Raw genomic sequence first — 20,997 nt, forward strand, 5'->3', positions numbered from 1 at the left:
CTAAGAGATTGAGTACGTGAGGAATAGAAATAAGGTTCATCTTCCGTACGCACCGCGAAAGCAAATAGCAAATTAAAGCAAAGCTCTGAAATTCAAGTATTTCAGAGCTTTTTCTTTTTCTCGCTCCGGCAAAAATGGGGACCCGAAATATCCGGTGCATAAGCAATTTTCGAGTTTCAGCTTTCTCAGACTTACATCACAAGAATAAGAAACTGAGCAGCAATGAATGGGCAGACCGTCCTCCGGATAGGGACAAAACTGGAAGAAGGTATAGGCAGAATCCACGTATGTCCCATGCTTTTTATTATGAAGGTTCATGTAAACCCTCGTCCCACGCACGTGGGCTCGACGGTTCACGCAGGCAAACCGGCGAACACACATGCGTGGGACGAAGTTTTGTAATAAGGTTTCGGGAATTATGCGCCAAGCTTCTCTGCATTACACACAGGACATGAAGGGAAAAAGTGCCCATATACGGGGAGCAAAAGCCATACTTCCGGCACTATAGACAACGGAGTTCGCCCCTTAATCACCATATTTGCACGAAGAAAACGGAAAATAAGCCCGAAATAGACATTAACAAATGTTATTTATTATAAACGAGAAACAAAAAAAAACACGTGGTTAAATTCTTGCTGTCAGATAGTTAAAGCCGAATATGAGAAGAAAAAGTAGTGCTGGCAAAAATGATGATTTTTAAAATCGGGGTCTGACTTACGAACTACAACTGCATGTGTAAAATAGGATATTCTTTACCTTCTCCGTCCAAATCGGACCTTTTGTATACGCTAAAGCCTATATATTTATAAAAACCGACAGCTTGAATATTCTGCTCGTTCACATCGACTTTCGTTACCTGCAAATGATTTATGGCATAAGTAACCAGTTTTTTACCAATTCCTGTGCCTCAATAATTATTGGTAATAAACAACATTTCAAGATTTCCTTCTGCAATTCTCATAAATCCGATTAAGATTCCCTCCTGTTCAAACCCGAATAGAGCGACATACTGAAAATATACCGAAAGCTGTTCCTTATAGTAATAGAAAATCTTCCTCTGTAAGAAAATCATGTGTACTCAATACTGCACTTTCCCAAATTTCTATCAAACGTGGATAATCCGTAACTTTAATTTTTCTAATCATAATTGTAATTGCTATTTAAAACCGCAAAGTTCGGAACTTATACATTCAATACACTGAACCCAAGTTAAAAAATACGTTTACGGATTTTGCTTAGTACTTGTGGCATGATACCCAAATAAGAAGCTATATCTTTGAGTGGTATATAGTTTAATGTAATACCATATTCTTCAATCATCTGTAGATAATACTATTCAGGAGAATATTTAATCAAGTCGATATTTCTTTTCAAGAGTTTATTCAGTAGTATATCAAATCTTCAAATACAGTTTTCACCTTAGGAATAGCTGTATACAGTTCATCTACTCGCCTCTTGTCTATTCGGTAAATAACGCTATCTATAATTGTCTACACATTAAATGTAAATCTTGTTTGTAAGGTAAAAGATATGTTCGACATTGAAAACGTACCTTCTTTACAAAACCAAAAAATTTGCTTTTCCCCTTTATGATTCAAAAGCCAAAAACGCAACATCCCATCAAAAACGAAATAACTATATCTTTCTATTTCTCCTTCCTTAATCAATAATGTATCTTTACTAATCAATATCCGCTCAAAATATTGGTCAAACAACTTAGATTCCTCCAAATTAAAAATATTGATGCTAAAATTAGCTCCTTTAAGTAATTTTTCTAAAAGCATAATATTTACAGACTATAGTTTTCATCAGTTTTGATAGCCGATTTTTATTCCAGAATACCGAAACGAACCAGAGCGTTCCGGATACCATGCTCATCCACTGTCTCCGTTATATAATCGGCAACGCTTTTCACAGCCTCGGAAGCTCCTCCCATAGCTATTCCCATCCCGGCTGCACGAATCATGGAAATATCATTCCCACCATCACCAAAAGCGATGGTTCCTGAAACATCAAATCCATAATAGGAAGCAAATTCATTGATACCCATAGCCTTGTTTACTCCCGCCACATTGACATCCGCAAAGAAAGGGTTCCATCTGGAAACAGAAAGTCCGGAAAGTTGTGCCATAACTTCTTTTTCCATTTCTTCATCACAATATATACATAACTGACAACATTCGCCTCCCATAAACTCCTTTTCAATGTCTGCCACTGGCGGTGTAGGGTGATTGACCAACCTGGCCAATTCGATGACGGTCGGATTGAGTTCGTTGACAAAAATACCTTTATTTGTTTCGATAGCCAGAGCAAACCCATAATGTTGAGCCAATACCAGTACCATCTGAAAATCCTTTTCGGGAATCTGTTTACGAGATATAGGAGTGCCATCTCTCAGTACACAATCGGACCCATTCAAAGCTATCACTGCATCGTATGGAATCTCTTCAAGCTCGTGAAGATCGGTAAACGCCCTCCCAGTTGCTATTATGATTTTTATACCGGATTCATGAACTTGCTGCAACGCTTCGATAGCCGACTGCGGAACGCGGTGAGTGTCGAAACTCACCAATGTTCCGTCTACATCTAAAAATATAGCTTTGGTCTCCATTATAAAATATTTTGGTCTAATAAATTCATTCTATCTGCATCATCTCAATTTTGTGAATATCTATATTCATTCGGTGCAACTCCCGTTGCTTTCTTAAACACCAGACTGAAATATTGCACACTCGGATAGCCCAGCCGACGCGCTACGGCAGCAGGTGTATTACCGCCTTCCGATAACATTTTCTTGGCCGTGTACAAGCATTTGAACTGGAAGTATTCAGCCAATGTCTTACCCGTCTCAAACCTCAGCAAATCATCAAAGTAAGCCGTCGAAAGATTCAGTTTTTCGGCACAGCATCCGGAAGTGGGCAGCTTCCCCTCCTGCAACTTTCCGGAAGTGATATACTCGTCCAATATCCCTTCCATTTTCCCCAGAATCATCTTGTTCTTATTCTCACGGGTGATGAATTGCCGCTCATAGTAACGTGAGCAATAATCCAGCAGCAATTCGATGTGACGGGACAGGATGGTATTGCTATGCGTATCAATGGAATGATGAAGTTCATCATCAATATTCTCAAGGCAACACGTCACTTTGGCCGTTTCGCGCTGTGACAGATGCAACGCCTCCTCCTTGCGGTAGAAAAAGAAAGTATAGTTGTCGATATGATTCTTTAACGTAGTACAAAGCAATAAATCGGGATGAAATGCCAGCAGCCAACCTTTGTCCGGAAGCGTATTGTTCTTGTTCATCCGGAATATCTCGCCGGGAGTAAGAAATACCATCGTAGCATTGGAATAATCATAATATTTCCGTCCGCAGCAGTCACAATCCCCTTCACAGTCCTCAATCAGTAGGATGGCATAGAATTCAAACTTCACAGCATCCTGATACACACTAGGATTTTCCAGATTAATAATGCTTACCTGAGGATGCAACGTTTTACATCCCAGGCACCGGTTACATTCACATACGGTCTTTATGTCCAATGTATTGTCTTTCATCACCTATAAAGTCATTCTCATTATTGTAACTTCAGATATATAAAATCTTAAGGATATGTTTTCCACACCTTCACAATATACCAATTACAAAATTAGAGGAAAATCCAGACATCTTCACTACCCTTATTACGGATTATATAACCTTAGTTACTGTTTTTATATCTGGCTACGTGACTTCATCTCCAGATACTTGTTTATCACGTCCACAGAAAGATTTTCCGGTGTAGTCAGCACAGAACTGATGCCGTGCTGCTTCAAGGTGGAGACTATCAGCCGTTTCTCGAATACAAATTTCTCGGCAATGACATGGCGGTAATACCCTTCCGTATCCCTCGCAGGAGTGGCGACGTACTCTTTCAGAGCGGCATCTTCGAAGAAGATGACCAGCAACCGGTGCTGGCGGTTCAACTGCTGCAAATAAGCCAACTGGCGATTCAAGCTGCCGATGCCGGAAAAATTGGTATACAGCACCAAAAGACTGCGTTTGTTGACGCGCTTGTTCAAATGTACGCACAATGAGGAAAAGTCGGTCTCCCCAAAAGTAGTCTGCTGGCTGTAAAGGTTCTCCAATAACGCCTGCATTTGTCCGGGCTGTCGGGAGGCGGGGATAAATGTATCAAAGTGCTCATTAAACGTTACCAGTCCGGCTTTATCCTCCTTCCGCATGACAACGTACGAAAGAACCAGGGAGGCATTAATAGCATAGTCCAGCAAGGTCATCCCGCGAAATGCCTGCTGCATAATCCGCCCCTTGTCTATCACGTTATAGATTTGCTGGGAACGCTCGTCTTGATAGACATTTACCATAAGTTCGTGCCTCCGGGCGCTTGCTTTCCAGTTTATCGTGCGGTAATCGTCGCCTTTCACATACTCCTTTATCTGTTCGAACTCCGTATGATGCCCCACCCTGCGGATACGTTTGATGCCCAATTCCGTCAAGTTGTCGCTGATAGCAAGCAACTCATACCGATGGAGCATCAGATAGGACGGATATACCTTGACATCCAGCGGAGCATCGCAAGTATATCTGCGGGAAAGCAATCCCATTCTGCCTGCCACAAACACCCGAATCCGTCCGAAAGAGTAAATCCCCCGCCGCGTGGGACGCAGATGATACGTAATCGTCCTGCCCTCATTCGCCTGGAGCCTCATCCGGAAATCAATATTCCGCAACTGGAATGCAAAAGGAATCTCATCCACCACTTCCACAGCCACCGGATGCGGATAACTGCTCTCCACACGTATGTTCACGGTGTTCTCATCTCCGTTGGAGAAGCGGGTAGCACACTGGCGGAATGCCCGGATGCCGCGAATGCGATAGAGCATCACCCCATCCACCAGCGCCGACACCGCCAAAACAAAAAGCGCCCACTGCCCGATTGCAAAGAATGGAGCAAAGACGTACCCGATACCCATCAGCAGGACTATCAGAACAAGAGCAATATAGAATCGGCGGCCTAATCTCATTTCGGCACTTCCACCTTATCAATCAGACGTTGCGTCACCTTTACCGGCGAATAGCCTTCCATCTCGGCTTCCGCTGTCAATATCAAGCGATGCTGAAGCACATACGGAGCAACGAACTTAATATCCTCCGGTGTCACAAAGTCACGTCCCTGCAACAGTGCATATGCCTTGGAGGCCTGCATCATTGCCACGGACGCACGCGGAGAAGCTCCTAAATATACAGCCTTGCTGGTACGCGTCTGCTGTACAATCAACGCGATGTACTGAAGCAGCGTGCGGTCTACAAACACGTGTTCCATCAGCCTGCGCAACGAAAGCAGTTCTTCTTTTGTGAGCACGGGCGCCAGGCTCTCCAACTTCACCAACGAAGCATTGGCGTGGTGGCGCTCCAGGATGTCCACCTCCTCCTCCAATGAGGGATATCCCATGGTTATTTTCATCAGGAAGCGGTCCAGTTGCGCTTCAGGCAACTTATAAGTCCCCTCCTGCTCCACCGGATTCTGGGTTGCCAGAATCGTATAGAGTTCTCCCATCTGATGCGTGGTACCGTCAATGCTGACCTGCCGTTCTTCCATAACCTCGAACAAGGCTGCCTGCGTCTTGGCGGGAGCGCGGTTTATCTCGTCCACCAGCACGAGGTCGGCAAACACCGGTCCTTGATGAAAGTCAAAGTCATTGGTTTTCATGTTGAAGACCGTAGTACCCAACACGTCACTCGGCATCAAGTCCGGAGTAAACTGAATGCGGCTGAAGTCCGCCTTAATCAAGCGTGCCACCAGACGGGCAAGCAGTGTCTTTGCCACCCCCGGCACTCCCTCCAGCAACACATGACCGTTTGCCAGGACAACCGTCAGCACCAGGTCCACCGTCTGCTCCTGCCCCACTATGACCGTAGCAATCCGGTCCTTCAACGCTTGTATCTTCTCGGAAAAGAGAGTCAAGTCCACCCGTTTTTCTGTGTTCTCTTCCATAAATATCTTCTTTATATATGATTGATTATTTCATTCATTCTATCAATAAGCCGTTTCATCTCTTCCTCAGAGATACTGCGCCCTCCGTACACCACCGGCCTCACCTCGCGGATGAACGCGGCTATTTCCCCCGCTTCCATACCCGTCTTCCGGGCAATCCTGCCGAAAGAGCGCTCATCCTCTGCCACTTCCTCCACATCCACTTGTATTTCCCTCCTCAGTTCCTCCGCAAAATAGAGATATTTCTTGCGGACTAAGTCAGCATGGTCCTTCTTCTGATAATAAAGAGTACCTATCAACTCTGCAAACTCCAAAGACTTATTTTCCGGTTCGCGGATAACCGGAATGGCGCGCTGCTTCCTGCGGGCTGTAAATATCATAAAGAGCAGGATGGAAACCATACTCAAGTACAATGCCCAGCGAAGCGGCGGCTGCGAAAGGAAATAGCGAAAAGGAGACATCTGTACCTGGGCTGTTTCTTTCATATAGCCTTCGGTACGGACAATGGGAAATCCACCCATCTGGGACAATATACGAAAAAGATAAGCCGCATTCTTCCCATCCAGCACACCATAGTTCGTAAAAAGCAGGGGAGTGGAAGCCAGTATAACTTCCCCTTTTCCCCAAGAAACCGACATGGCAACCGGATGAGCAGCTTCTCCGGTAACAGTTTTTTCCGCCAACACTTTACTAGAAATGGAATCTGCAAAGAAATAAGACTGACAAAGTTGGGGATAGAAACAGAAAGTCTGCTGCGGATAAACCGCCGAATCCCCCACCCAGCACAAACTGTCTTTCGAAAGCAATGCAGTGGCATATTTTTTCAAAGCCGACGGACTGAAATAGGAATAGCTGCACTCAAATCCCAGCGTATCTTTCAAAATACGGCTGAAAGAGCTCCCCACCAGCATAATCCGGTCTCCCCGTCCCGCCATCTTCAACATCGCCTCCACATCTACATCCGTCAAATGCAGGTTATCGGTAACAACCAGTATTCCGCGGCGGAGCGTCGTATCTTCCTGCTCCAGTTCATAAAAAGTCTTTCTCGACAACGAATATCCCTTCGGCAACGATGAAGACAGCAGGCTATCGAACACGGCACAGCCGAACGGTTGCTTGTCATAATGGCTGAACGTAGGGTTCCAGACAAACTTCTTTGGCAGACGGCACTCTATCGCAAACATCAACACCAGAAAAACAATGATACCGGCTATAAACCAATGGTTCCCCTTCATGCCGCCCCTCCTTTCTCCACTTCTTTCTGCAAATCCCGCATCGCATGGAACAAAGTTTCGGTCGCTTCAAAATTTCCGTAACGTACTCGTAGAAAATGGTTGGTCATTTGGCGGAAAGCTGGCAGACGGACTTCATAGATATATTGTGTTGGCGTTTTATATAACTGCCAGTCTATACGTTTTCCATCGCTGAGCTGTTTCAGCGTCTGCAGATAGAGCAAACGCACCGCCTCCCGATAATCCGTCCGGACAAGCGCATCGGCAATTCCCTCCGCAAAATCCACTCCATAGATGGTGTCCTCCCCCACTGTATAGGGCAGGGTACTCTTGCGCGAACGCATGAACAGTTCCGGACGCTTCTTGTACACAAACCAAATGACCAATACCAGGATAAGAACGGCAATGCATATCAATACGACCTCCGAATATTCTGCCACCAACGTATTCCCGAATATCTTGTCCAGCAGCTTGCCGAACCATCTGCTGAACCACTCAAGTACATTAATTTCGGGAGCTATCAACTCACGACTGTAAGCAAACGCCGGGTCAGACTGCCAAGCGGCAACCTGTGCAGTATCACAAACCAGTGTATCAGCCGGAGCCATATTCATAGTCCGTTATCAGAGTTTATCAAAATTGTCAATATCACTCTCCACCATCACATAATCTATCTTTTCCGAAGCATGACCGTATTGATAAGCCAGTCCCAGCAATGAGAAAATCATGGACATATAAACGCCGAATGCCTGGACCACCGCCAGCAGATAAAGCACAAAGCTATAGGCTGCCGATACAGTGGCACCGCCACCTGCATCAGTCATTGCAAAGATATATTTCACAATAGTCCCGATATACCATGGAATCATCGTCACTCCCTGCAAGATGGCGGCGATGAATCCCATAACAATGGAAATCAGTACGATACCTCCCCAGGTAGCGAAACCCAGTCGGTAGGCCTTCTTCAAGGCATCTATGATATAGATATCTTCGAACAGATAGACTGGAGCCCAAATAGCAAGTGGCACAGACACCACCACAACGAGCAGAACGAACAAGAACGCAATCGCCATGAACGGAATGACGGTGGCTATAAAACCAACAATAAGCCCTACAAACAGCACCAAAAGCACACCGATAATCATTATCAGAAATACCCTTCTGACATTACGGAACAACAAGGGCTTCAGCATCCCTAACGTCACTCCCTCCAAGCATTCTTCCCGTTCATTGTAAGTACGGACCAATGCGTAGACCAAAGAGGTCAGCATGACAGTTCCTAGCAGATAGAGAACGGCATACAGACTGTAATAAGTCACCAGTGCCATGATGGACGCTCCGACAACAGAAGAGTCGAACGAGCCTCCGGTCATATCACCCAGAGCCATTGTACCGCTCATCAGCCCGTTCAAGCTCAGTCCCTGAAGCAGACAAAGCGGCAACATCAGATATGTGGTGAATTTCATCAACGGCTTCCAATTCTCTTTGATAAAATCAAAGGTAGCAGTTAGTTTCTCTCCAAAAGAACGTTGTACATACAGTGCGATTTTAGGTTTCTGTGCTTCCATGCTTCTTTCTGTTTAGGTAAATAAATATAATAAAAAAAGATAAACGACAAAGAGAGTAGAATAAAGCCGAACCTCAAAGCATCCGGAAGTTCGGTATGGCGGGTAACGAATCCTTCTATAAATCCTGCCATGATGAATACGGGTACCGTACCCACCACTATTTTCAGTCCTTTTTTGGCTCCCCGTTTGAAAGATTCCAGCCTTGAATAGGTTCCGGGAAAGAGCCATCCGTTGCCCAGGGCAAGACCGGCGGCACCGGCTACAATAATCGCCCAGATTTCGAGTGTCCCGTGCAGCCAAATGGCAAGGAAGGACTCCCAAAGCAAGTCGTGCTGATAAAAGAAGGTTTGGAAAGCCCCTATCATGATACCATTGTTAAGGAGCATGTATCCGGTGCCAAAACTGGTCAGCAACCCCATGGCAAAGCAGTTGAAGGAGACCATGATATTGTTCAGCGTGATACTCAGAAACATGGGGAACTCGGAGGAACCGTTATATACAGCCATAGGTTCACCATTAGCGATATTGTTCAAAGTCATATCCACATAGGAGTTTCCTAAAATCAAACGCACAAAATCGGGGTCTCCGGCAGCGGATACCACTCCTATCAATGCGCTGACCACAAATATAATGAAGGAAGCCACCAGCTCACGGCGTGCATCGTGCATGGCCGAAGGCACTTCACGGGTCCAGTAGGTGATAATTCTTGACCATTTCTCGCGCTTGTTTCTATAAATGCGGTTGTGCAATGCCGAGGCAAGATTGTTCAGATAGATAGTGATGCGGGAAGCGGGGAAATGCGTTTGGGCAAAAGCCAGGTCTGCCGTAAGCTCCGTATATGCGTCGGCAAGCTCATCGGGAGACAGACTGTCCGCCTGCTCCACTATTTTTTCTGCTTGTTTCCATTTTTCGATGTTCCGCCGGATAAACGTCACTTCTTTCATACCCCATGAATATTTCAGAGAAGTTTTGTCTGAAATCGGTAACAAAAATAAGAGAATAATGATATATTTGCAATGAAATACTAAAAATGTTTTATCAGGAATGGCAGAATCTACAATTATCACCGGGCAGTTTGTCCGCATCAGTCAAACGCCTGCCAGTATCGGTGAACGGCTCATTGCACTGGTCATAGACTATATTCTGCTCGGATTCTATGTATTTTCTACTTTGGCCTTGTTTTCACGGATTCATCTGCCCTCTGATTTCACGATGCTTTTCTTCCTCGCTATCGTCTACCTGCCGGTCTTGTTTTACGCATTTCTCTGCGAAATGTTCAACCAGGGACAAAGTCTCGGCAAGCGGCTGATGAACATCCGTGTCGTAAAAGCAGACGGTTCCACGCCCGGCATAGGCTCGTACCTGCTCCGATGGCTTCTCTTTCCTATCGACGGACCGGTGACCGGTGGCCTGGGACTTCTGGTCGTCCTTTTGACCAAAAACAGCCAGCGAATGGGCGACCTTGCTGCCGGCACCATGGTAATCAAGGAAAAGAATTACCGCAAGATACACGTCAGCCTCGATGAGTTCGACTACCTGACCAAAGACTACCGGCCTACCTATCCACAAGCTTCCGACTTGTCATTGGAGCAAATCAACGTCATTACTCGGACCCTGCAATCGGGTAAGAAAGACCGTACACGACGCATTGCCTCCCTTGCGAAAAAAGTGCAGGAACTTCTCTCCATCACTCCTCATGACGGTAACCCGGAAAACTTTCTTCAAACCATTCTCCGGGACTACCAGTATTATGCCTTGGAAGAAATTTAATACAAACTTCCAACAAAACCCAAGAAGTGTTAAGTCTTACGCTTATTTAAAATTCAAGCTGCATCTTTTTGGCTTTTCATTTGTTAATTAGCCAGAAGGTCTTAACTAAATAACAAAGAACAATTATGAAACGAATCATTACATTAATCACACTGGTATTGGTAAGTGCATCTACCTTGATGTATGCACAGAGTAGTAACGAAACGCGCCGTGCAGAGCGTAAAGCCCAACGCGAAGCCCAGAAAGCACGCGAAAAAGCGGAAAATGAAAGGAACTATGCCATTGCCGTCCAGGCATTGAAAGAGGGCAAGTTTGTATTGGAAGCAGACCAGCTGGTATTCAAGAGAGGAAGGAGTGCATTTGTTTCATCGACAACAAACTTCGTTATGATGGACGGTGAACACGCATCTGTACAAATAGCTGCCAACAGTGCCCTTGCAGGCCCCAACGGAATAGGCGGCATCACAGTGGACGGCAGCAGAAAGGAAATGAAAATCACGACCGACAAAAAGGGAAACGTGAATTGCAGCTTCAGCGTACAAGGCATCGGAATATCCGCACAAGTGCATATCACACTGACCAACGGCGGCAATAATGCATCAGCAAGAATCAGCCCGAACTTCAATTCGAATACCCTGACGCTGAACGGAGTCCTAGTTCCATTGTCCCAGTCAAACGTTTACAAAGGGCGGGCTTTATAAAACGCTCCTTTTGTCCGTACAAAGTATGAAGAAAAGAAGATATTCATATCGTGTTCGCAGGATATGAATATCATGTAGACATGAAATTAATAGAATGCAATACAAGGAATTAATGTTCTGTATAACAGTTTATTAATTCCTTGTATTGCATATAAAGGATTCTAAGAAGATGTGAACATTTATTCTTTTATCTGTTGACACGTTGGGCAATAATATACCGAACCACCCATATAAGCCTCTTTTATGATGGTACTGCCACAACGGAGACAAGGATTCTTCCATGTTTTGGCAGAAAGAATGGTTTTGTAGCCTCCGGCGTTGCCATAAAGATCTGTTTGCGTATCGCGTCCGCCCTCAGAAGTCATATCCACCAATGTTTTTTTTAGAGCATTAAAAAGAACTTCTTTCTGATTATCCGACAGAAGTAGCACTTTCTGTTTGGGATTTATCCGTGCATTGAACAGAATATCCTGCGTTACGCCGTTACCGACACCGGGAATATGCTGATTGGTTGCCAATAGAGCTTTAGCAGAGAGGGTCTTCTTTGCTTCGGCAACGAGTTTCTCAAATTCCGCTTCGGTGTATTTATCGCTCAACGGCGAAATGCTTTCCCGACTCAATTTATAGTACTTATTGTCGATATAGCTATCAGGATAAACATTGATAAAACCATACATTGCAACCGTGAAGACAAGGAATGAATCATCATTAAACGTCAGCAACAACTGGTAATTGGCAGGAATCTCATCTCCCGCACTATAATAACGGACACTGACTCCGTCGCCTATGTTCATGATCACATTATCCGAAAGATTGAAATTGACAAACATGCCATATCCTTCGGATGAAAGGATGGTTTTGCCTACGAGCAGTTTACCATACTCCGACGGATTGCCGTTATAGAACGTAAACTTATGCGGTTTGGTGGCATTGAATACCTGCGTGATTGTTTTACCGCTCAAGGCGTTGTTCACTTGTTTGCTCAGGGTGATAACTTCGGGTAATTCCAACATATTATCTTACTTTTATTTTCGATAGGGATATATATTTCCGTTAATAACTCGTCAATAGCTAAATAATCAATATCGTTCATTATTTTAACCGGACCACTTCCCCTATAATAGGCATCAACACGTTCAAAGAGTCTTTCTCTTTCAGATTCATGGCATTCTTCAACGGTTCGTCCCAGCGGTGTCTAGCCAAAGCATATTTGGAATGATGGACAGTCAGAATCTTTTCCGCATTCAAGTCCCTGGCCACTTGTCCCAAATATTGGGGCATGGTATGGATATATTTCCAATCTTCGTTATACTGCCCATTCTCCAATATGGCAAGGTCAATGCCGGGATATTGCTTGCCTATTTCGGCAAAATGCGTATCATATCCACTATCACCGCCCATATAAATCTTCTGCGAAGGGGTTTCGATAAGGAAAGAGGCCCATAGTGCCTGATTCGCTTTCAACGAGCGGCCCGAAAAATGCCGGGCGGGCAAGCAATGAAGCAGAAATCCCTTATCCAGTACAGTATCTTCAAACCAATCCAGCTCAACCAGGGATGATTTCTCAAATCCCCAATACTCGAAATGTTCACCTACCCCCAAAGGACAGACCACCTTATCTACCCGATTTTTCAGCTGCATCACCGTTTCATAATCCAGATGGTCCCAATGGTCATGTGATATCACCAGATAGTCAATCTCCGGCATATCGGCAGGCTTGTAGGCATCCGCCCCCTTGAACGGCTTGTTTACAAACGAAACCGGAGAAGCCCCACAAAATACGGGGTCTACCAGTATACGCTTTCCGTCTATCTGGATAAAATAGGATGAATGTCCGAACCATACCAATACATTCTCGTCCTTGCTTATCTTGCTGAGGTCCGTCTTTGTAACCGGAATCTCTTTTTCAGGACGTAAATCGGTTTCTTGCTTAAACAAGAATCCCCAGAAAGCTCCCAAACGTCCCTTTTGGGAAGTCATCATCATCGTACTGTGCAGATTCCGGAATTCTCCGTCTTTGTAATGAGGCGACTTCTTAATCCTCTCCAACCGTTCTCCTTGAGGAGCCCTCCCGAAACTCGGCTGATTGACAAAAACGAATCCCACTATGACCGCAACAGCCACAATACCCACTATAATGCCAACTATCATACGTACTCTTTTCGTTTTTAATGAATTCATATTCAATGAGGCTACATTTACAGCTGCAAATATAGTCGAATTGTTATTAAATCACTATCTTCGCGCCCAATTTACGGAATCAATACAATAAAGCAATAAAAAGCCAACAAAGAAATGAACACACACAGTCTATGTTGCATCGGTTATATTACCCAAGATAAAGTCGTAACCCCTAAAAATACCATATATATGCCGGGAGGCACCTCCTTCTACTTCGCACATGCCATCAAGCACTTGAATGCTAACGATTTTTTATTGGTAACAGCTTTGGCTGATACTGACATGGGCATTGTGGAAGACATTCGGAAAGAAGGTATTTCCGTCAAAGCCTTGCACAGCACACATTCCGTCTGTTTCGAGAATATTTATGGAGAAAACCAGAACGAACGTACACAACGTGTCACGGCAAAAGCAGACCCTTTCACCGTGGAAGGTTTGAAAGATACCGATGCACGGATTATCCACTTGGGCAGTCTGCTTGCCGACGACTTCTCTTTGGAGGTCATCAAGTTCTTGTCCGGCAAGGGACTCCTCTCGGTAGACGTGCAAGGATTTCTCCGCAAGGTGGAGAATGAAAAGGTGCTGGCCGTAGACTGGCCGGAAAAGAAAGAAGCATTGAAGTATATCCATATCCTGAAAGCCAACGAAGCTGAAATGGAAGTGCTGACCGGATGCAGTGAACCGCACGAAGCTGCATTGCTGATTGCAGACTGGGGCGTGAAGGAAGTGCTGCTGACCCTGGGAGATAAAGGTTCGCTGATATATGCCCAAGGAGAATTCCACGAAATACCCGCCTATCCGGCCCTTCAGATAACAGATGCAACGGGATGCGGAGACACCTATATGGTGGGGTATCTGTATATGCGCAACAAAGGCGCATCCCACCGGGAAGCGGGATGCTTTGCCGCCGCCATGTGTACCATAAAACTACAATCACACGGGCCATTCTGCGGAACGGAGGAAGCGATAAATAACGTGATAAAAGGATAGTTTCAGTACCCTTTCATCTATAACCCGAATTTCTTCAAATCATCTTCCACGCTACCGATACCTGCAATATGGAACATATCAACCAGTACCTTGACGACATTTGGAGAAAGGAAAGCGGGCAATGTAGGTCCTAAGTGAATATCCTTCACACCGAGGCTCAATAATGCCAATAATACAATAACTGCTTTCTGTTCGTACCACGCTATGTTGTAGACTATGGGAAGTTCATTAATGTCGTTCAGCTGGAATACTTCTTTCAGCTTCATGGCTATTACCGCCAGTGAATAGCTGTCATTGCACTGCCCGGCATCCAATACACGGGGAATGCCGTTGATGTCTCCCAAACCAAGTTTATTATAGCGGTATTTGGCACAACCTGCGGTCAGGATAACGGTATCTTGCGGCAAGGCTTTGGCAAATTCCGTGTAGTAGTCACGGCTCTTCATACGTCCGTCACAACCTGCCATTACGATAAAGCGGCGTATGGCCCCGGTCTTCACGGCATCTACCACCTTGTCTGCCAGTTGCAGCACCTGGTTATGGGCAAAACCGCCGATAATTTCTCCATGCTCTATCTCCACCGGAGGCTGGCATTGTTTGGCAATCTCTATGATTTCAGAAAAGTCTTTCCTACCTTCAGCATCCTTATCAATGTACTTGCAACCCGGATAGCCGGTAGAGTTGGTGGTAAACATACGTTCTTTATACACAGCATTTGCCAGAGGAGGAACGATGCAATTGGTGGTAAACAGAATCGGTCCGTTGAAGGAAGTGAATTCTTCGCGCTGTTTCCACCAGGCATTGCCATAATTGCCTACAAAATGGGAATATTTCTTGAAAGCCGGGTAATAGTGAGCAGGTAACATTTCACCATGTGTATAGACATCTATTCCTGTGCCTTCAGTCTGTTTCAATAATTCTTCCATATCCTTCAAGTCATGGCCGCTAATCAAAATTCCCGGACGGTTCTTCACACCGATATTCACCTTTGTAATTTCAGGATTACCGTAAGTACCAGTATTGGCTGCATCCAATAGAGCCATTGTCTTTACTCCAAACTCACCAGCTTCGAGAACCAGCTTCACCCACTCCTCTGCCGATAGAGACTCAACCGCAATGGTAGCCAGTGCGCGTTGCATGAAAACATGAACCGTATCATCATTGAATCCCAGACGCATGACATGCTCCAGATAGGCAGCCATACCTTTCAAGCCATAGACAAGCAATTCTTTCAACGAGCGGAGGTCTTCATTCTGTTCACGCAGAACACCTACTGTCTTCGCTTTTCCGGCATAGTCATCACGCGTTCCCTGCCAAGTCAGTTCATCTACTTTGGGTAAGAGCACTTTGTTATGCTTGGCCTCTTGAATCAATCCATTACGCATGGTGATTCCTTTATCTACCCGCTTCAAAATGCTTTCATCATCGAAATTTGCATTCGTAATAGTGCAGAACAGAGCATCCGTCACAAAGATATTCACTTCTTCGGAGACCGGACAATCTGCCTTGCGCAAAACATCGGCAACGACAGAGACACCTCTAACCACAAACAGCAACAAGTCCATAGCTTGAGCCGTATGACTTTCTTTTCCACATACACCTTTCAGTATACAGCCGGTTCCTTTGGCTGTCTCTTGACATTGATAACAAAACATGTTCGGTTCCATATTCTTATTCATTTAAAAGTTTACATCATCTTTCCATAAGATAAGCGGCACCTCAGCAATAAAAATAAGCAAGCTTATTTTCTATTACTTTCGGTTTGCATTATCTTTGTGCAAAGATGAGAGTTCTACAACGCGAAAACTGTCACGAATGTTACATCGAATCACAAAAAAGTAAAAAAGAGAATGGAAATCCATACATTATTGAAAATGCCTCCTTTTCAAGGCATAACAGAAGAAGAATTATTATCCCTCATCCTGGCACCCGAACATGCACGCAGGCAATGCAAACCTGCTGACTTTATTGCCATGCAGGGAGAAGCATACCGTTCTCTATTCATATTGTGCTGCGGCAGTGTGCGTACCCAAATGGTCAGTGCAGAGGGAAAGCAACTCACCATAGAAACGCTGAAAGCCCCGCAACTACTTGCCCCGGCTTTTGTCTTTGCCTCCGAAAACCGCTTCCCGGTAAATATCGAAGCAAAAGAGAAATGTGAGATACTCATCATAAACAAGAATGTCTTCCTGGAATTCCTGCATCGACACCCCACTGTGATGCGCAACTTTCTGCAACTGGTATCGGACAGAACTCTGTTTCTCTCCAAAAAGCTGAATGCCTTTGCCCTGCAAAGCCTAAAATCGCGCATACTGAACTATCTACGCATGCATGGCACGATACTCAACCAGCAGGAAGTGGCACAAATACTGGGAGTGGCTCGTCCCTCGCTGGCACGTGCCTTATCGGAGCTGGCAAGCGAAGGATGCATCCGGATAGAAAAGAAGGAAATGCGGATAAATGAAATCTCTGCCCAAAAGTATTTATAAAAAATGCCCGCACTTATATATTATTCTTACCTTTGTCCAAGAATAAAAAGCTATGGAAAAGATTCTACTGGATGAAAAGTACGAACAGTTATTGTTCCAAATCCCTCTACTAAGGGATTTGCCACATAATATCAAGCAATCGCTGCTTGAGAAACTGGAATATTCAGTCTATTCTATAGACAAGAAAGATATAGTTGCCCGGCAAGGCACCCCCTGCAAGAAGCTATATATACTATTGGAAGGCAAATTGCGTGTAGATATTATAGACGGCCTGGGCAATAAGGTTATGGTAGAATACATCGTTGCCCCCCGGGCCTTTGCCACTCCCCATCTCTTCGGCAGCAACACCACACTGCCGGCAACTTTTACCGCCATTGAAGACTGTATCCTATTCACTGCGACCAAAGAATCCACCTTCAAACTTATCAGCCAGGATCCCAAAGTGCTGCACAACTTCCTTTGCATAACGGGAAATTGCAATGCCTGCACGGTTTCGCGATTAAAAGCCCTTTCCCGCAAAACAGTCCGCGAAAGGTTTGTCGTCTATCTGTTTGAAAACAGAATTTCCAACTCTACCAGCATCACCATAGCGCATACCCAATCTGAGCTGGCAGAATACCTCAATGTAACCCGCCCGGCACTTTCAAAGGAAATCAATAAGATGACCAAAGAAGGTATTATCCTAATGACGGGTAAGAAAATTGAGGTATTGAATGAAGCAGCTCTGAAAGAGTATATCTAAACTACCATTTTACAAACAAGATTCTCGGATTGATGTTGACAGATACCCAGCCCCAATCCTGCCAACGTTTATGGTCGCCGCCTTTCGCCACGCCCATGGACTTCGTACCCCGCATGATGGAGTAACCGGCAGAAAGCTTCACGCCCTTCATCACATTCCAGTCAAGCTGATAGTCTATCTCCGAACCCAATCCCTTTTTTACATCATCCAGCTTGGCAGCAGTAGCAAAATAGTGATAATTCAATTGCATACTCACCTGCTTGGATGTCTTGAAGTTAACACCCAACTGGGCATCCTGCAAACCGGGAGCGACTCCCTGCCAGGCAGAAGCATAGAAATAATCCATCGCTCCATAGAACTTATGATGTGTTCCGTAAAGGGGATCGAAAGCCTTGAACTTGTCACCCTCCCCGTCACTTCCACTCAGATAATCATAACCCAAGCTCACACTCCATTGCTTGTCTATGGCATAGGCAGCCTTCACGCTTGCCATAAAGGCAGATACACTCTGCGCATTCTTGTTCTTTCCGGTCTGGTAATAGAAAGCAGCCTGCACGGGCAGCCAGTTTCCCGATTCCGGTTGATAAGTCACGTAAGTACCAAACGTCTGCAAATAGCGGGTACGGGAGGTCTCGGTCTCCGCATCACCGGTTTCCAGCCCCAGATTCATGAACAATAAAGAGACATCAAGATTGGAAGCTTGCGCCGCATAATGATACCAAAGGGTCTGCATATTCTTGTAAGGTTGCGCGCCGTCATAATAATAGGTACCGCCTTTTGACTTTTCCTTGTTTTGGTTGAAGGCAAGAATGAAATGCAGTTGGTGGGCATTCTTGGCATAGCCCAGCTTCAAGGCATCATGATAGCGACCTGCGACATTCCAGTCCAGTCCTCCTAAAATACGTTCGTCATCATAAGACAAGGTCTGGCGTCCCAGTTGTGCAAAAAAACCGGCACCGAAATCGAGCTTTGCCCATGCTTCGTTCATGATGAAACGCCCGTTAGTATCTATCTGCGGGTCTTGTCCCCACACCCCTACATGCTGGGCGGAAATCTTCATGCTCAAGTCCGAGCGTTTGTACTCCATGGAAAGGCGTGCACGGTTGTTGATGAATGCAGCTGCTTTGTCTCCCTCGAAACGTGGGAACTGTGCACCGTTACGGTATTCTGCACGGGGTCTGATTTGCATCGACATGGTGAATTCGTTCTCTTTCTCCGCACTTTGCGCCCACAACATTCCGGGCAACAGCCATAAGCCTAATGCCAAATAAACTATCTTCATAAGTATTTTAATTTAAGTTATACGTATGTACACTCACTCCTTGTGCCGAGGGCAAATAATTGATGCCGTACCAGCACATTTGCAACAGCAGAAAAGATACAAGCAGGCCGACCAATGCCTTGCGATGTGCCGCGGGACGCCCCAGACGGAAATGGATATATGCCAGATAGGAAAACCAGGTAGCCGCCGCCCAAGTCTCTTTAGGGTCCCATGCCCAATAGTGTCCCCAAGCAGCTTTTGCCCAGACGGCACCGGACAGCATACCCAGCGTCATGAAAGCAAGCCCTACATAAGTCAAGTTATCGCACAGAGCCATCTCATGCCTTTCAATCCCCTTCTTCTTGAACCACAGCAGGTAGACAGCCATCACCGTAGCGGCACCCAGCATGGCGTAGGCAAACATATAAACAATGACATGAGGAGTGAACCACGGGCTCTGCAAGGCGGGCATCAAAGTCTTATTGTGTATTTCGGGCTTGAATATATTGATGCAGACAAACACCAGTGACAAAATGGTACTGAAACCGAGAATCCATTTATACTTCCAACGGCCGTAAGTGATGATTCCCGCCAACGGAAGAAAAAACGAATACCACAGACGGGTCTCTCCCATCGTCCGCATCGGAGGACGTTCCAAAGAAATCCACATACCGACAATGAAACTGAAAAAGACAACCAGTCCCAGGCAGGTAAAGGTATATACCACTGCCGGGCGTTTTCCACGCCATGCAGCGAAAGCTCCCCATCCCCAGAAGAGTAAAGCGACAATGGCAAACAGAGCAAAATAATCCCAACTCATACCGTCTCCTCCTTTCTTTCTTCTTTTCCTTTTGGTGCATTGACAAACAAGCAGACTGCTCCCAGCACCATCATTATAATGCCGGCATATACAGCCGGGAGCCAGGGGTCGCGCACCAGTTCAAAGACACTGACATCACTCCACCGTCCCTTCGTCTCGTCATAGCTCAATTGATAAATATTCCACCCGGATATCTTCAACGGACGATTCACCTCGATAGTGTCTTCCACCACATCTCCCGCCTGCGTATAAACCGTAACAGCAGACACAAACCGTTGCGGCTCACGTTCGGGCATCACCAGACTGGTCTGCTCCGACAAACGCAATGCCTTATAGGGGAACATGAAGCTGCCGCAACTCACCCATCCCTCCTTCGACTGTCCGGAGGCGGTGTTCACCGCTTTCAGATAAACGGCATAGGCAGCTCCCATCGAATGGAATTCAGTAAACTTTAAGGTATCTTCCGTAGCCACGGAGGCAGCCATAGGAATGGTTTGAAAAATGGAGATGTCCCAATCCAGCAATTTTCCCCGTTCCACCTTCTCTTCCAGCAACAAATGTTCCGGCATATCCTTCGGCAGTGCCTGCCCCGTCTCATTGTCTATCAGCATCAGTTTGGGAGGATACTCGTGTATAGTAAATTCTTTCAGCTCAACAGCAAGCGGAAGTTCCGTCAGCTTGCCGCCCTCATCTATGGCACGCCATTCGGTCTTGCCCAATTGGGTAATCATTTTAAGACGCTGCATATCCGCATTGCCCAGCGTTGCCGTCAGAAGGGCAACAAACAAGCCGGCATGATTCAGCAGAAAAGGAATCTTACGCACATTGAAGGGGATAGCGGCACGGAGAATAGTCATCCCTAAGACAGCAACCAGCCAGACATAAAGTAACACAAACGGCCCAAAAGAAAGCATTTTCGAAAAGCCGATGACATCTGCCGAAGGATGGGTGGAGGGAACCTGCCGTACCAACCCCATAATGACAGTGATAGCCGCCACACAGACCAGGGAAGAAACTGCAGCCGTATAATGACTGAGCCATCCGAAACAATACACCCGTTTGCGAAGCCCATGCATCCCTGCCAGCAACAGCAAGAACAGCACCAGAACAATGATATTGACCGGCCATGCAAACAAGCCCCAACGAATGCCTCCAACGCTCCACTGTAACAGCAAGCCCGTGACAAACAGTCCTGCCCCACAGATAAAACCTTCCTTATACCCCCACGGTTTCTTCCACATCTTCTGATT

Annotated in this window: 18 protein-coding genes and 3 pseudogenes; 5 read left to right on the forward strand and 16 right to left on the reverse strand. The window is 45.6% G+C overall.

The features are described from left to right. Positions 1 to 721 precede the first annotated feature (721 nt). From NQ510_RS16705 to NQ510_RS16750, 10 genes and pseudogenes are all read right to left on the reverse strand, one after another. Positions 722 to 1,145: pseudogene (locus NQ510_RS16705) on the reverse strand (GNAT family N-acetyltransferase). Positions 1,146 to 1,209: 64 nt separating this feature from the next. Then, positions 1,210 to 1,784, reverse strand: a pseudogene (locus NQ510_RS16710) (Crp/Fnr family transcriptional regulator). A 44-nt stretch (positions 1,785 to 1,828) separates the two neighbouring features. Then, positions 1,829 to 2,611 carry a Cof-type HAD-IIB family hydrolase gene (locus tag NQ510_RS16715; RefSeq protein ID WP_005831449.1) on the reverse strand — a complete coding sequence of 261 codons (783 nt, stop codon included), beginning with the start codon at positions 2,609 to 2,611 and terminating at the stop codon, positions 1,829 to 1,831. A 44-nt stretch (positions 2,612 to 2,655) separates the two neighbouring features. Further along, a complete protein-coding gene (locus NQ510_RS16720; RefSeq protein ID WP_005831452.1) occupies positions 2,656 to 3,555 on the reverse strand; it encodes a helix-turn-helix domain-containing protein in 900 nt (299 codons plus the stop codon). A 156-nt stretch (positions 3,556 to 3,711) separates the two neighbouring features. After that, entirely contained in the window at positions 3,712 to 5,022 is a 1,311-nt protein-coding gene (locus tag NQ510_RS16725) for a DUF58 domain-containing protein (protein ID WP_005831453.1), read from the reverse strand. Further along, positions 5,019 to 5,993: an AAA family ATPase gene (locus tag NQ510_RS16730; RefSeq protein WP_005831454.1), complete on the reverse strand. Its 975-nt coding sequence runs from the start codon at positions 5,991 to 5,993 to the stop codon at positions 5,019 to 5,021. Before NQ510_RS16730 ends, NQ510_RS16725 begins: the two co-directional genes overlap by 4 nt. An 11-nt stretch (positions 5,994 to 6,004) precedes the next feature. Continuing rightward, on the reverse strand, positions 6,005 to 7,228 hold the full coding sequence (locus NQ510_RS16735) for a DUF4350 domain-containing protein (RefSeq protein WP_005831455.1): 1,224 nt from the start codon (positions 7,226 to 7,228) through the stop codon (positions 6,005 to 6,007). Then, positions 7,225 to 7,839 (reverse strand): DUF4129 domain-containing protein, encoded by a 615-nt coding sequence (locus NQ510_RS16740; RefSeq protein WP_005831457.1) that lies wholly within the window; start codon positions 7,837 to 7,839, stop codon positions 7,225 to 7,227. Before NQ510_RS16740 ends, NQ510_RS16735 begins: the two co-directional genes overlap by 4 nt. Before the next feature lie 9 nt (positions 7,840 to 7,848). Then, positions 7,849 to 8,793, reverse strand: coding sequence for a hypothetical protein (locus NQ510_RS16745; RefSeq protein ID WP_005831459.1), 945 nt, complete (start codon positions 8,791 to 8,793; stop codon positions 7,849 to 7,851). Beyond that, positions 8,774 to 9,737 (reverse strand): annotated as a pseudogene (locus NQ510_RS16750) (stage II sporulation protein M). The gene NQ510_RS16745 and the pseudogene NQ510_RS16750 overlap by 20 nt, the downstream one beginning before the upstream one ends. A gap of 100 nt (positions 9,738 to 9,837) precedes the next feature. Here NQ510_RS16750 and NQ510_RS16755 point away from each other — a divergent pair. Together NQ510_RS16755 and NQ510_RS16760 are read left to right on the forward strand one after the other, a co-directional pair. Next, the gene (locus NQ510_RS16755; protein ID WP_005831462.1) at positions 9,838 to 10,563 is read left to right on the forward strand and encodes an RDD family protein; all 726 of its coding nucleotides are present in this window, start codon (positions 9,838 to 9,840) and stop codon (positions 10,561 to 10,563) included. A 125-nt stretch (positions 10,564 to 10,688) separates the two neighbouring features. After that, the gene (locus tag NQ510_RS16760; RefSeq protein ID WP_005831464.1) at positions 10,689 to 11,264 is read left to right on the forward strand and encodes a DUF4251 domain-containing protein; all 576 of its coding nucleotides are present in this window, start codon (positions 10,689 to 10,691) and stop codon (positions 11,262 to 11,264) included. A 179-nt stretch (positions 11,265 to 11,443) separates the two neighbouring features. Here the strand turns inward: NQ510_RS16760 and NQ510_RS16765 are convergent, their stop codons facing one another. Together NQ510_RS16765 and NQ510_RS16770 are read right to left on the reverse strand one after the other, a co-directional pair. Further along, complete coding sequence (locus NQ510_RS16765) at positions 11,444 to 12,277, reverse strand: DNA-formamidopyrimidine glycosylase family protein (RefSeq protein ID WP_005831466.1); 834 nt, start codon at positions 12,275 to 12,277, stop codon at positions 11,444 to 11,446. Between the two features lie 79 nt (positions 12,278 to 12,356). After that, on the reverse strand, positions 12,357 to 13,415 hold the full coding sequence (locus tag NQ510_RS16770) for an MBL fold metallo-hydrolase (protein ID WP_005831468.1): 1,059 nt from the start codon (positions 13,413 to 13,415) through the stop codon (positions 12,357 to 12,359). A 144-nt stretch (positions 13,416 to 13,559) separates the two neighbouring features. Here NQ510_RS16770 and NQ510_RS16775 point away from each other — a divergent pair, with 144 nt between their 5' ends. Further along, on the forward strand, positions 13,560 to 14,435 hold the full coding sequence (locus tag NQ510_RS16775; RefSeq protein WP_008664898.1) for a PfkB family carbohydrate kinase: 876 nt from the start codon (positions 13,560 to 13,562) through the stop codon (positions 14,433 to 14,435). 17 nt (positions 14,436 to 14,452) lie between these two features. Here the strand turns inward: NQ510_RS16775 and hcp are convergent, their stop codons facing one another. Further along, a complete protein-coding gene (gene hcp, locus NQ510_RS16780) occupies positions 14,453 to 16,102 on the reverse strand; it encodes a hydroxylamine reductase (RefSeq protein ID WP_034526125.1) in 1,650 nt (549 codons plus the stop codon). A 183-nt stretch (positions 16,103 to 16,285) separates the two neighbouring features. Between hcp and NQ510_RS16785 the strand changes: the two genes are divergently transcribed. Both NQ510_RS16785 and NQ510_RS16790 read left to right on the forward strand, forming a co-directional pair. Beyond that, positions 16,286 to 16,924, forward strand: coding sequence for a Crp/Fnr family transcriptional regulator (locus NQ510_RS16785; protein ID WP_005831474.1), 639 nt, complete (start codon positions 16,286 to 16,288; stop codon positions 16,922 to 16,924). A gap of 52 nt (positions 16,925 to 16,976) precedes the next feature. After that, positions 16,977 to 17,666 (forward strand): Crp/Fnr family transcriptional regulator, encoded by a 690-nt coding sequence (locus tag NQ510_RS16790; protein WP_005831477.1) that lies wholly within the window; start codon positions 16,977 to 16,979, stop codon positions 17,664 to 17,666. 1 nt (position 17,667) lies between these two features. Here NQ510_RS16790 and NQ510_RS16795 read toward each other — a convergent pair whose 3' ends face one another. Genes NQ510_RS16795 through NQ510_RS16805 form a run of 3 tightly spaced genes read right to left on the reverse strand, consistent with a single transcriptional unit; the run spans position 17,668 to position 20,988 of the window. Further along, positions 17,668 to 18,948, reverse strand: a complete 1,281-nt coding sequence (locus tag NQ510_RS16795; RefSeq protein ID WP_005831479.1) for an alginate export family protein — start codon at positions 18,946 to 18,948, stop codon at positions 17,668 to 17,670. Between the two features lie 7 nt (positions 18,949 to 18,955). Further along, positions 18,956 to 19,747: a cytochrome c biogenesis protein gene (locus NQ510_RS16800; protein ID WP_005831481.1), complete on the reverse strand. Its 792-nt coding sequence runs from the start codon at positions 19,745 to 19,747 to the stop codon at positions 18,956 to 18,958. Next, positions 19,744 to 20,988: a cytochrome c biogenesis protein ResB gene (locus NQ510_RS16805; protein ID WP_005831483.1), complete on the reverse strand. Its 1,245-nt coding sequence runs from the start codon at positions 20,986 to 20,988 to the stop codon at positions 19,744 to 19,746. Before NQ510_RS16805 ends, NQ510_RS16800 begins: the two co-directional genes overlap by 4 nt. Positions 20,989 to 20,997: the final 9 nt, after the last annotated feature.

Source organism: Bacteroides uniformis (assembly GCF_025147485.1).
In the GTDB taxonomy this organism is placed as follows: Bacteria; Bacteroidota; Bacteroidia; order Bacteroidales; family Bacteroidaceae; genus Bacteroides; species Bacteroides uniformis.

Bases quoted from the DNA above. Each gene is read 5' to 3' on its own strand.
- hcp (WP_034526125.1), bottom strand. From the start codon at position 16,102: ATGGAACCGAACATGTTTTGTTATCAATGTCAAGAGACAGCCAAAGGA.
- NQ510_RS16730 (WP_005831454.1), bottom strand. From the start codon at position 5,993: ATGGAAGAGAACACAGAAAAACGGGTGGACTTGACTCTCTTTTCCGAG.
- NQ510_RS16715 (WP_005831449.1), bottom strand. From the start codon at position 2,611: ATGGAGACCAAAGCTATATTTTTAGATGTAGACGGAACATTGGTGAGT.
- NQ510_RS16785 (WP_005831474.1), top strand. From the start codon at position 16,286: ATGGAAATCCATACATTATTGAAAATGCCTCCTTTTCAAGGCATAACA.
- NQ510_RS16765 (WP_005831466.1), bottom strand. From the start codon at position 12,277: ATGTTGGAATTACCCGAAGTTATCACCCTGAGCAAACAAGTGAACAAC.
- NQ510_RS16770 (WP_005831468.1), bottom strand. From the start codon at position 13,415: ATGATAGTTGGCATTATAGTGGGTATTGTGGCTGTTGCGGTCATAGTG.
- NQ510_RS16775 (WP_008664898.1), top strand. From the start codon at position 13,560: ATGAACACACACAGTCTATGTTGCATCGGTTATATTACCCAAGATAAA.
- NQ510_RS16725 (WP_005831453.1), bottom strand. From the start codon at position 5,022: ATGAGATTAGGCCGCCGATTCTATATTGCTCTTGTTCTGATAGTCCTG.
- NQ510_RS16790 (WP_005831477.1), top strand. From the start codon at position 16,977: ATGGAAAAGATTCTACTGGATGAAAAGTACGAACAGTTATTGTTCCAA.
- NQ510_RS16805 (WP_005831483.1), bottom strand. From the start codon at position 20,988: ATGTGGAAGAAACCGTGGGGGTATAAGGAAGGTTTTATCTGTGGGGCA.
- NQ510_RS16745 (WP_005831459.1), bottom strand. From the start codon at position 8,793: ATGGAAGCACAGAAACCTAAAATCGCACTGTATGTACAACGTTCTTTT.
- NQ510_RS16795 (WP_005831479.1), bottom strand. From the start codon at position 18,948: ATGAAGATAGTTTATTTGGCATTAGGCTTATGGCTGTTGCCCGGAATG.
- NQ510_RS16760 (WP_005831464.1), top strand. From the start codon at position 10,689: ATGAAACGAATCATTACATTAATCACACTGGTATTGGTAAGTGCATCT.
- NQ510_RS16800 (WP_005831481.1), bottom strand. From the start codon at position 19,747: ATGAGTTGGGATTATTTTGCTCTGTTTGCCATTGTCGCTTTACTCTTC.
- NQ510_RS16755 (WP_005831462.1), top strand. From the start codon at position 9,838: ATGGCAGAATCTACAATTATCACCGGGCAGTTTGTCCGCATCAGTCAA.
- NQ510_RS16740 (WP_005831457.1), bottom strand. From the start codon at position 7,839: ATGAATATGGCTCCGGCTGATACACTGGTTTGTGATACTGCACAGGTT.
- NQ510_RS16720 (WP_005831452.1), bottom strand. From the start codon at position 3,555: ATGAAAGACAATACATTGGACATAAAGACCGTATGTGAATGTAACCGG.
- NQ510_RS16735 (WP_005831455.1), bottom strand. From the start codon at position 7,228: ATGAAGGGGAACCATTGGTTTATAGCCGGTATCATTGTTTTTCTGGTG.